This is a genomic window from Geminicoccus sp. (assembly GCF_035556675.1).
Lineage (GTDB): Bacteria > Pseudomonadota > Alphaproteobacteria > Geminicoccales > Geminicoccaceae > Geminicoccus.
This window is the reverse complement of sequence record NZ_DATMFZ010000048.1, coordinates 1-9,588: the sequence shown is the minus strand read 5'-3', so window position 1 is coordinate 9,588 and position 9,588 is coordinate 1. Positions and strand designations below refer to the sequence as shown.

Below are 9,588 nucleotides of genomic sequence, written 5' to 3'. Positions count from 1 at the left end.
GCCACGCGGTTGCCGAAGTCCAGCCCGGCGAGCTTGGCCCGGTCGGTGAACAGCCGCACATGACCATCGGTCCCGAGCAGGGCGAAGCCCAGCGGCAGGGGATTGAACGGCACGTCGGCGCCGCGGATGTTGAGCAGCCAGGCGATCGATTCAGGGGCGGTGATCAGCAGCTGGTCGGCCCCGGCCTTGCCGACCGCCGTCCCCATCCGCTCGGTCTTGGCTTCCGCCGCCTCGCCGGCATAGGCCACGGGATGCGCCGTGACCGGCTCGGCCGGGCGCGCCGGGCGGTCTGCCCAGATCAGGTCGATCGGGTTGACGTCGAGCGCCACCAGCTCGGCACCGGCGGCATCGAGCTTCTTCGCCATCGCCGCCTTCTCGGGCTTGCGCACCAGGCGGGGGTCGTAGCCGATCCGCGTGCCCGCCCTGACTCGGCGGGACAGCCAAGCCGAGGGTGGCGTTTCCACGCTGTTGCCGCGCTCGAACAGTTCCGGGTCGAGCTCGCGCTCGAGCTGCACGGTATAGCGGCCATCGCTGAGCACCGCCGCGGTCTCGGGCAGCACGAACACCACCCCGGCCGAGCCGGTGAAGCCGGTGAGCCAGGCGACGCGCTCGGCATGCGGCGGCAGGTATTCCGAGCCGTGCTCGTCCGTGCGCGGCATCCAGAATCCGTCCACGCCCAGTTCCTTCAGGCGGGCGCGCAAGGCCGCCAGCCGCTCGGCGATGTTCATCGACGCTTCTCTGCTCCGGATGGTGTATGGCGCCACGATAGCGCGCCGAGCGAGGAGGCGGCCAGCGGCCTCGGGCGTGCCCGCCTCCAATGTTCCAGGATCGGGGGCTCAGTCGGGCGGCGAATCCGGCCCCGGATCGCCGCCGGCAGCGGCCGTCGCCAGCCGCTGCAGATAATGGTTCCAGCCCTTCTCGTGGCCGGCGCGCTCCTGCTCGTTCGGCAGCCCGCTATGGGTGAGGCGCACCAGCGTGCCGTTCCCCTGCTCGACCAGGTCGATCTCGACCCGGCCCGACCCGGGCGGCACCTCCGGGCGTCCTTCCCAGCCGAAGCTGTAGACCAGCCGGTGGACCGGCACGACCTCGATGAACTCGCCGCGGGCGGCGTGCTTCTCGGCGACGCTGACGAGATAGATCCCGCCCGGCTGGGGATCGACGGTGGCAGGGCCGATCCAGCGGCGGATCTTGTCGGGGTCGGTGAAGAAGGCGAACACGGTCGCCTGCGGGGCCGCGATCTCGATCTCGGTGCAGAGCGTCTCGGGCATCGGCAGCCTCTTCCGGCAGTTTCACCGCAATGCCACTGCCATAGCATGATCCGGACAATGCGACTGCCACCGGCCCTTTCCTTCCTGGTCGACGAGGCGACCGGTATGACCGGTGCCGACCGCTTCCTGGCCACACTCGGCGCCAAGCTCATGGCCGGCAGCCTGCCGCTGGCCGGCGGTGCCCTCACCGAGCTGCCGACGCACCCGATCATCGCGCAGCACAGCTGGCTGTGGCGGGCGGACACCGGCAGGGTCATCGAGGGACTGGGCTTCGGCGCGGCAGGGCTGGGTCAGGCCGTGCCGGCCGCTGCCGCGCGCGACTGGCTGGTGGGCCTGGGCGAAGTCCATGAGACCCCGGTCGGTGCCACGGCACGGCTCGGCTGGGCCACGAGCCGTCCCCTGCGCCCGGCCGAACTGCGGCTCCTGCACGAGGTGGCCCGATTCGCCACCGCACCACTGGCCGTGCTGGCCGCGCGCGCGACCCAGGCCGTCCTGCTGGAGACCTATCTCGGCAAGCGCAGCGCCGCGCGGGTGCTGGCCGGTCGGCTGCGGCGCGAGCCCGGCGAGATCATCCAGGCGGCCCTGCTTTATGCCGACCTGCGCGGCTTCACCGAGCTCTCGGAGGCCAGCGCTCCACCTGAAGTGATCGCCACGCTGGATGCCTGGTTCGACCGCATCGCCGGTGCGGTCCACGCCTTTGGCGGCGAGGTCCTGAAGTTCATCGGCGACGGCATCCTGGCGATCTTCCCGATCGGGCAGCGTGGTGCCCCTGCTGCCTGCGATGCGGCGATCCGCGCGGTCGCCGCCGCGCGCGCCGGCATGGACCATCTCGACCGCAGCCGTGCCGCACAGGGCCTGCCGTCCTTGCCATTCGGCACTGCGCTGCATGTCGGCGAAATGCTGTGGGGCAATATCGGTACGGCCGACCGGCTGGATTTCACAGCGATCGGCCCGTCGGTGAACCTGGTCAGCCGGCTGGAGGGCCTGTGCCGCCCGCTCGGCCGACCGGTGCTGCTCTCCGGCGCTTTTGCGGCAGCGACCAGCCACCCGTCGATCCCGCTGGGCCGGCACCGGCTGCGCGGCATCGCGGCACCCTGCGCCGTGTTCGGCCTGCCGGCCTGAAGCCGACCGGTCACTCGTCCGAGTGGCGGACCAGGTAGTGGCCGGCCCGATCGTCGAACCGGGCCAGGATCTGCCGGGCTGCCGCCGGCACATAGGCGGCCTCGCCGTCCGGTCCGGCGAACGCCTCCAGCGCCGCCCTGTCGCTGAACCACATGACCGTGACGAAGCCGACCTCCTCCCCCTCGTCCCGGCGGAGCAGGTCGATCCGCTCCAGCCCTGTGGGGCAGCGGGCCCGGATGCCCGGGAATACCTCCGAGCGCAGCAGTTCCTCATAAGAGTCGGCCTGTGCTGCGCGGGTCCAGCCACGCCAGATGCGTGCGTACATGACGAGCCTCCGTGTCGTCTCGATCACGCAAACGATCATGCCACCGCTGCCCGCGGCAGGTCCTTGCGATCCTCGGTCGGATGACAGGGCCGGGTTGGCAGGATATTGCGTGAGGAACCCAGCACGAGGCAAAACATGCCGGAACTGGACGATGCCGACTGCCGCATCCTGGCGGTGCTCCAGGCGGACGGCCGGATCAGCAATGTCGACCTGGCCGACCGGGTGGTGTTGTCGCCCTCGCCCTGCCTGCGCCGGGTGCGACGCCTGGAAGAAGCGGGCGTGATCCAGGGCTATCGGGCGATCCTGGATCGGGAGGCGGTCGGCCTCGGCCTCACCGTGTTCGTGGCGATCAAGGTCGCCCGCCACTCGCGCGAGGCGGCCATGACTCTGCAGGAGACCCTGGCGGCGATCCCCGAGGTGGCGGCCTGCCACATGGTCTCAGGGGAGGCGGACTTCCTGGCGGAAGTCGTGGTGGCCGATCTCGCCGCCTATGAGCGCCTCCTGACCGAGCAGTTGCTCACCCTGCCGATGATCGCCGACATCCGCTCGAACATGGTGCTGCGCCGGATCAAGTCGGACGGCGCGCCGCCCTTGCCGAAGCGGCCATGAAAAAGGCCGGCTGGGTTATCCCGGCCGGCCCTGTTCGATCTGCGCTTTTCGGGCGTCAGCCGCTCACTTCAGCGGCGCCATCACCATGACCATCTGCCGGCCTTCCAGGCGGGGCATCTGCTCCACCTTGCCGAGGTCGACCACCTCGTCGCGGACCTTGGTGAGCACGTCCATGCCCAGATGCTGATGCGCCATCTCACGACCGCGGAAGCGCATGGTCACCTTGACCTTGTCGCCCTCGGTCAGGAACTCGCGCACCTTGCGCATCTTGATGCTGTAGTCGTTGTCGTCGATGCCGGGCCGGAGCTTGATCTCCTTGACCTCGATCACCTTCTGCTTCTTGCGGGCCTCGTTGGCCTTCTTCTGCGCCTCGTACTTGAACTTGCCATAGTCGAGGATCTTGCAGACCGGCGGCCGCGCGGTGGGCGATACTTCCACCAGATCGAGGCCAGCGTCTTCCGCCCGCATGAGCGCCTCGCGCAGGGGCACGACGCCGATCATCTCGCCGTCTTCGCCAACGAGGCGAACTTCCCGTGCTTCGATCTGATAGTTGACCGCGTACTCTTCCCGAGCGTTGCTCATCCGGTTCTTGCTGCTCCGTAGTTAATACCTGTTCGCCCGCTCACGCCGCACTTGCCGTGCGCGCGATGTCGGGCGGCATTGACTCTCGCTGGCACAACGCAATGGCTGCGTCAAGCGCCAGACTCTCCTGGGCCTGCGATCCCAGTCGCCGCAGGCTCACCGTGGTCCCTTCCGCCTCCTTGGCACCGACCGCGATGATCCAGGGGACCTTGCGCAGCGAGTGCTGGCGGATCTTGTAGCCGATCTTGTCGGCACCCTTGTCGACCTCGACCTGGATGCCGGCCAGCCGGAACGCCTCGCCGACCCGGTCGGCATAGGCGTCCGCCTCGTTGGTGATCGTGGCCACCACCACCTGCAAGGGAGCCAGCCACATCGGCAGCTTGCCGGCATGCTCCTCGATCAGGATGCCGAGGAACCGCTCCATCGAGCCCAGGATCGCCCGATGCAGCATGACCGGCCGGTGCTTCTGGCCATCACTGCCTATATAGGTAGCGTCCAGCCGCTCCGGAAGGACGAAGTCCACCTGAAGCGTGCCGCACTGCCAGTCGCGGCCGATCGCATCGCGCAGGACGAACTCCAGCTTCGGCCCGTAGAAGGCACCCTCGCCGGGATTGAGCGTGCATTCGAGCTGCGCGGCATTGACCGCATCCCAGAGCGCCTTCTCCGCCTGGTCCCAGACCTCGTCGGAGCCGGCGCGCAAAGGCGGCCGGTCGCTGAACTTCACCTTGATGTCGGTGAAGCCGAAATCGGCATAGATCGAGCGCAGCAGGTCCAGGAAGGACACCGTCTCGGCGTTGATCTGAGTGGGCTCGCAGAAGATGTGCGCGTCGTCCTGGGTGAACGCGCGCACCCGCATGATGCCGTGCAGGGCACCGGACGGCTCGTTGCGATGGCAGGCGCCGAACTCGGCCATGCGCAGCGGCAGGTCGCGATAGCTGTGCTGGTGCTGCCGGAAGATCTGGACGTGGCCCGGGCAGTTCATCGGCTTGAGGGCGAGGACCCGGTCCTCGTTCTCGATCGTGAACATGTTCTGACCGAACTTGTCCCAGTGCCCCGACGCCTCCCAGAGCACCCGGTCGATCAGCTGCGGCGTGCGCACCTCGCGATAGTCGGCGGCCTCCAGGCGGCGGCGCATGTAGTTCTCGACCGTGCGCCAGAGCTGCCATCCCTTGGAATGCCAGAACACCGAACCCACCGCCTCTTCCTGGACATGGAACAGGTCCATCTCCCGGCCGAGCCGCCGGTGGTCGCGCTTCTCCGCTTCTTCCAGCTGGTGCAGATGGGCGTCCAGCGCCTCCTTGGTCGGGAAGCCGATCCCGTAGATCCGCTGGAGCTGCGGGTTCTTCGCATCGCCCCGCCAGTAGGCGCCGGCCACCTTGGTCAGCTTGAACGCGCCGATCCGGCCGGTGGACGGCCCGTGCGGGCCGCGGCACAGGTCGAACCAGTCGCCCTGGTTGTACAGCGTCACCGGCTGGTCGGCCGGAATCGCATCCAGCAGCTCCAGCTTGAACTTCTCGCCCAGCTTCTTGAACCGGGCGCGCGCTTCCTCGCGGCTGACCTCCGTGCGCGTGAACGGCCGGTCGGCCTTCACGATCTCGGCCATCCGCTGCTCGATCGCGGCCAGGTCGTCCGGCGTGAACGGCTGCTCGCGATAGAAGTCGTAATAGAAGCCGTTCTCGATGGACGGCCCGATCGTCACCTGCGTGCCGGGGAACAGATCCTGGACCGCCTCGGCCATCACGTGCGCCGTGTCATGACGCAGGAGCGGCCCGGCCTCGGGGTCGCCCGCCGTGATGATCCGGATCCTCGCGTCCTGCTCGATCGGCCGTGCCAGGTCGCGCAGCTCGCCATCGACCTCGATCGCCAGCGCCTTCTTGGCCAGGCTCTTGGCGATCGATGCGGCCACCTCCGTTCCGGTCGGCGGAGTCTCGAAGCTGCGCGTGGCCCCGTCCGGCAGGGTGATCACCACCCCGCGGCGCTCCGCGTGCACGTTCGAATCCGCCATCATGCTCATCGTCGAGAACCTTGCTTTCCGCTCCGGCGCGAATCTGCCACCTGTCGCTTAGATGGGCAGCGCACCGGGCGAACGGCATGGGTACATGCCAGCTTCGATGTCAAGCCGTGGCGATGCGTGGCAAGGCTGCCGCAACCTCGTCCACGCCGAGTGCCGTGAGCGGCTCGCGCTGCAGCCACGGCTCGTCCGGCCAGCCGGGAGCACTGCGCAACGGCGTGGACGCACCGGAGAACAGGGTGAGCACCGGGCAGGGGGCTGCCGCGATCAGGTGCATGGGCCCGGTATCATTGCCCACCGCGAACAGGGCCCGGCGGGCCAGTGCCGCGATCTGGCCGAAACTGGTGCGCCCGCCCAGGTCGATCGCCGCCGGGCATTCCTCCTTGATGGTGCGGATCGCGTCGGCCTCGGCGGCCGTGCCGATCAGCATCGGCCGGATGCCCAGCGCCAGCAGGTAGGTGGCGAGCTCGCCATAGTGGCGAGCCGGCCAGCGCTTGTCCGGCCGGTGCGGCGCGCAGCCCGGGACCAGCAGGGCGAAGTCGCCGTCCGGCAGGAGGTGGTCCACCTCGCCGTCCAGGAAGTCGACCCTGGGCGGCGGCACGTCCGTGATCCCGGCCTGGGCGAGCTGGCCCGTCAGGCGCGCCACGGTGTGGATCCGCTCGCGGTCCGGCTGGCGGTCCGGATGCGAGCAGCCCTTGGCGATGCCCGACCAGCGCGGCTTCGGCCGGGGCCAGAGCGAGTAGTAGAGGGCGGTCCGCCGTGAGGTCTGCAGGTCGTAGACCATGGAGAAGCGCTGCCGCGCCAGGCGCCGCACCAGGCCCGCCAGCTTGATCGGTGTCCAGAGCGTCGGCCGCTCGTCGACGATCATTTCGGCAAACCAGCCGGACGGCTCCAGCAGCCTGGCATAGGGAGCGGTGGTGAGCAGGCTGATGCGCTCGCCCGGATGATGCCGGACGATCGCCTGCATCGCCCCGGTGGCCAGCACCACGTCGCCCAGGGCACCATGCTTGATGACGAGGACATCTGCCATCAGGCGCGCGCCCCCAGCAGTTCGGCATAGACCGCCAGGGTCTGCCGGCACATGCGCTCCGCCGTGAAATGCTCCCGCACCCACGCCCTGGCCTGCTCGCCCATCCTCGCCCGCGCTTCCGCCGGCATCGCCAGAGCCAGGTCCATGGCATCCGCCAGTGCCGCCGCATTGCCCGGCGGCACCAGCCAGCCGGTGGTGGCCGGCAGCAATGTTTCCCCGAGCCCCCCGATGTCGGCCGCGATCACCGGCTTGCCCATCGCCTGCGCCTCCACCGACACCCGGCCGAACGCCTCGGGTCCGATCGACGGGGCCAGCACCAGGTCGGCCAGCACCAGGGCCGCCGCCATGTCGCCGGTGCCGCCCACCAGGCGCACGCGCTCGGCCAGCCCCAGGGCCTGGATCTTCGCGTGCAGCTCCGCGGAATAGGAGCTGCCGGGCGTATCCGGCCCCACGAACAGGACGACGAAGTCATCGCGCGCGATCCGCGCCACCGCCTCTGCCACCAGGAGATGGCCCTTGATCCGGGTGATCCGCCCGGGCAGCAGCACGACCTGGCGGCCGGGCGGCACCTGGAACTGCGCCTGGAGCTTCGCGATGCGCTCAGGGGACACGGAACCCGGATCGAACTCCCCGACCTCTACGCCGCGATAGATGGTGCGCAGCACCTCGGGCCCGATCCCGTACACCTCGCAGACATGCTCGGCGACATAGTCGGAGATCGCGATGACCCGGTCGCCAGACGCCATCACCGCGTTGTAGCGCCGCTTCAGCCGGTAGTCGTAGCCGCCATAGACGGCGTGGACGGTGGTGACGAACGGCGTGCCGGCGCGCCGGCAGGCGATCCGCGCACTCCAGGCGGGTGCGCGCGAGCGGGCATGGACCAGTTCCACCCGGTGCCGCCGCATCAGCTCGCCCAGCCGGGCGGCGTTCTGCCAGATGGTCAGCGGGTTCTTGCTGGCGAGCGGCAGGGCCAGGTGGGTGATGCCGTCCGCCTCCAGCTCGGCCACCAGGCCGCCGCCGGCGCTGGCCACCAGCGGCCGGTGTCCGGCCCGCTTCAGGAACCGGGCGAGATCCACGGTCCCGCGCTCGACACCGCCCCTTTCCAGCGCAGGCAGCACCTGCAGCAACGTCGCCATCGAGACCCGCTAAGGAAGTGAAGGGTGAGGCGATGCTTCGACCGCCCGTCGGACCGGTGCTAGCGTGGGAAGGGACCAGGACGAAGCCAAGCGATGACGGGCAGATGATGATTTCGGATCGACTGACGCGCGAGAACGACACCGCGATCCACTACCGGCGCACGCCGGGCCAGGGCACCGAGGTCGTGTTCCTGTCGGGCTTCCGCTCCGACATGGAGGGCAGCAAGGCCGTGGCCCTGGAGGCCCATGTGACGAAGCAGGGCCGGCCCTACACCCGCTTCGACTATCGCGGCCACGGCGTCTCGGACGGCCGGTTCGAGGATCTCTGCCTGTCCGACTGGCTGGACGACACGCTGCTGGTGCTGGACCGGCTGGTCGAGGGCAGGGCGGTGCTGGTCGGCTCCAGCATGGGCGGCTGGCTGATGCTGCTGGCCGCCCGCGCCCGCCCGGACAAGGTCGCGGGCCTGGTCGGCATCGCCGCCGCCCCCGACTTCACCGAGGACCTGATGCGCCCGGCGCTGACCGAGGACCAGAAGGCCGCCCTGGAACGCGACGGCGTGTTCTACGAGCCTTCCCCCTATGGCGACCCGCTGCCGATCACCCGCCGCCTGCTGGAGGACGGCGAGCGCCACCTGCTGATGCGCGAGCCGATCCGCTTCGACGGCCCGGTCCACCTGCTCCAGGGCCAGGAGGACCCCGACGTGCCCTGGATGACCGCGGTCTCGCTCGCCGCCAACCTGACCAGCCAGGCGGTCACGGTCGAGCTGATCAAGGACGGCGACCACCGCCTGTCCCGGCCCGAGGACCTGCGCCGGATCGGCGCTGCCCTGGACCGGGTGCTGGCTCAGGTGGAGGGGCGGCCGCTGGTCTGAGCCGGGCCGGACTCCTCGGCTGCCAGCAGCCGCAGCACGTCCAGGAAGTCCGCGAAGCGCTCCGGCCCGACCTGCAGGGCCCAGTCCGCCTGGATCTGCTGCAGGCAGGCGATGATCACTTGGCCGACCTGCCAGCCGCGTCCGGTGAGATGGACAAGGCGCCGGCTGCCGCCCTCTGGTGCTCGCCGCTCGACATAGCCCAGCGCCTCGAGCTGGGCGATCAGGTGGTTGGTCGCCTGCCGCGACATCCCGATCCGGCGGGCCAGCTCCGAAGGCTTCGTGCCGTCCGGCAGGGGATAGGAGAAGATTGCCAGATGGGCGTCCTGGAGATCGGTGAAGCCGGCCGCCCGGATCGCCTCCAGCATCCGGCCGCGCACCTGTCCCAGGCACAGCCGCAGCAGCGCGCCGACATAAGGCGGGCGATCCGCGATTGACATCGTGTAAAGTCTCTTTACGAAAATGGTTGTAAAGAGACTTTACGATCGCGGAGTCGGAGGATGGAAGACCGTAGCGACCGGACGGTACGGATCGGCGCGCTGGAGTTGCGCTTCCTCGTCGACGAGACGGATGGCGCAGGCAATCTCGTGATGTTCGAGTTCGTGGTCCCGCCAAGCGCCCGAGTCCCGACACCGC

The 9,588-nt window shown here is 69.5% G+C and carries 11 protein-coding genes; 3 read left to right on the top strand and 8 right to left on the bottom strand.

The window, feature by feature from the left end:
- A partial coding sequence (locus VNS22_RS03670) for an aminopeptidase P family N-terminal domain-containing protein (RefSeq protein ID WP_325729723.1) occupies nucleotides 1-728 on the bottom strand: 728 nt, incomplete at its 3' end.
- A 108-nt stretch (nucleotides 729-836) separates the two neighbouring features.
- Entirely contained in the window at nucleotides 837-1,268 is a 432-nt protein-coding gene (locus tag VNS22_RS03665) for an SRPBCC family protein (RefSeq protein ID WP_325729721.1), read from the bottom strand.
- Between the two features lie 57 nt (nucleotides 1,269-1,325).
- Between VNS22_RS03665 and VNS22_RS03660 the strand changes: the two genes are divergently transcribed.
- Entirely contained in the window at nucleotides 1,326-2,390 is a 1,065-nt protein-coding gene (locus tag VNS22_RS03660; RefSeq protein ID WP_325729719.1) for an adenylate/guanylate cyclase domain-containing protein, read from the top strand.
- Nucleotides 2,391-2,400: 10 nt separating this feature from the next.
- On the opposite strand, the gene VNS22_RS03655 is transcribed toward VNS22_RS03660, so the two are convergent.
- A complete protein-coding gene (locus VNS22_RS03655; RefSeq protein ID WP_325729717.1) occupies nucleotides 2,401-2,715 on the bottom strand; it encodes a hypothetical protein in 315 nt (104 codons plus the stop codon).
- A gap of 135 nt (nucleotides 2,716-2,850) precedes the next feature.
- Here VNS22_RS03655 and VNS22_RS03650 point away from each other — a divergent pair, with 135 nt between their 5' ends.
- Entirely contained in the window at nucleotides 2,851-3,324 is a 474-nt protein-coding gene (locus VNS22_RS03650) for an Lrp/AsnC family transcriptional regulator (protein ID WP_325729715.1), read from the top strand.
- Nucleotides 3,325-3,387: 63 nt separating this feature from the next.
- Here the strand turns inward: VNS22_RS03650 and infC are convergent, their stop codons facing one another.
- The 4 genes from infC to VNS22_RS03630 all read right to left on the bottom strand — a co-directional run bounded on the left by infC (nucleotide 3,388) and on the right by VNS22_RS03630 (nucleotide 8,083).
- Complete coding sequence (gene infC / locus VNS22_RS03645) at nucleotides 3,388-3,906, bottom strand: translation initiation factor IF-3 (RefSeq protein WP_325729713.1); 519 nt, start codon at nucleotides 3,904-3,906, stop codon at nucleotides 3,388-3,390.
- A 40-nt stretch (nucleotides 3,907-3,946) separates the two neighbouring features.
- Nucleotides 3,947-5,911 carry a threonine--tRNA ligase gene (thrS, locus tag VNS22_RS03640; protein WP_325729711.1) on the bottom strand — a complete coding sequence of 655 codons (1,965 nt, stop codon included), beginning with the start codon at nucleotides 5,909-5,911 and terminating at the stop codon, nucleotides 3,947-3,949.
- 109 nt (nucleotides 5,912-6,020) lie between these two features.
- Complete coding sequence (locus VNS22_RS03635) at nucleotides 6,021-6,947, bottom strand: glycosyltransferase family 9 protein (RefSeq protein ID WP_325729709.1); 927 nt, start codon at nucleotides 6,945-6,947, stop codon at nucleotides 6,021-6,023.
- Nucleotides 6,947-8,083, bottom strand: a complete 1,137-nt coding sequence (locus VNS22_RS03630; RefSeq protein ID WP_325729707.1) for a glycosyltransferase family 4 protein — start codon at nucleotides 8,081-8,083, stop codon at nucleotides 6,947-6,949. Before VNS22_RS03630 ends, VNS22_RS03635 begins: the two co-directional genes overlap by 1 nt.
- 104 nt (nucleotides 8,084-8,187) lie before the next feature.
- On the opposite strand from VNS22_RS03630, the gene VNS22_RS03625 reads away from it, so the two are divergent.
- On the top strand, nucleotides 8,188-8,955 hold the full coding sequence (locus VNS22_RS03625) for an alpha/beta hydrolase (protein ID WP_325729705.1): 768 nt from the start codon (nucleotides 8,188-8,190) through the stop codon (nucleotides 8,953-8,955).
- Here the strand turns inward: VNS22_RS03625 and VNS22_RS03620 are convergent.
- Entirely contained in the window at nucleotides 8,928-9,392 is a 465-nt protein-coding gene (locus VNS22_RS03620; protein WP_325729703.1) for a MarR family winged helix-turn-helix transcriptional regulator, read from the bottom strand. The two genes, VNS22_RS03625 and VNS22_RS03620, sit on opposite strands and share 28 nt — an antisense overlap.
- Between the last annotated feature and the right edge of the window lie 196 nt (nucleotides 9,393-9,588).

Bases quoted from the DNA above. Each gene is read 5' to 3' on its own strand.
- VNS22_RS03665 (WP_325729721.1), bottom strand. From the start codon at position 1,268: ATGCCCGAGACGCTCTGCACCGAGATCGAGATCGCGGCCCCGCAGGCG.
- VNS22_RS03660 (WP_325729719.1), top strand. From the start codon at position 1,326: ATGCGACTGCCACCGGCCCTTTCCTTCCTGGTCGACGAGGCGACCGGT.
- VNS22_RS03655 (WP_325729717.1), bottom strand. From the start codon at position 2,715: ATGTACGCACGCATCTGGCGTGGCTGGACCCGCGCAGCACAGGCCGAC.
- VNS22_RS03650 (WP_325729715.1), top strand. From the start codon at position 2,851: ATGCCGGAACTGGACGATGCCGACTGCCGCATCCTGGCGGTGCTCCAG.
- infC (WP_325729713.1), bottom strand. From the start codon at position 3,906: ATGAGCAACGCTCGGGAAGAGTACGCGGTCAACTATCAGATCGAAGCA.
- thrS (WP_325729711.1), bottom strand. From the start codon at position 5,911: ATGGCGGATTCGAACGTGCACGCGGAGCGCCGCGGGGTGGTGATCACC.
- VNS22_RS03635 (WP_325729709.1), bottom strand. From the start codon at position 6,947: ATGGCAGATGTCCTCGTCATCAAGCATGGTGCCCTGGGCGACGTGGTG.
- VNS22_RS03630 (WP_325729707.1), bottom strand. From the start codon at position 8,083: ATGGCGACGTTGCTGCAGGTGCTGCCTGCGCTGGAAAGGGGCGGTGTC.
- VNS22_RS03625 (WP_325729705.1), top strand. From the start codon at position 8,188: ATGATGATTTCGGATCGACTGACGCGCGAGAACGACACCGCGATCCAC.
- VNS22_RS03620 (WP_325729703.1), bottom strand. From the start codon at position 9,392: ATGTCAATCGCGGATCGCCCGCCTTATGTCGGCGCGCTGCTGCGGCTG.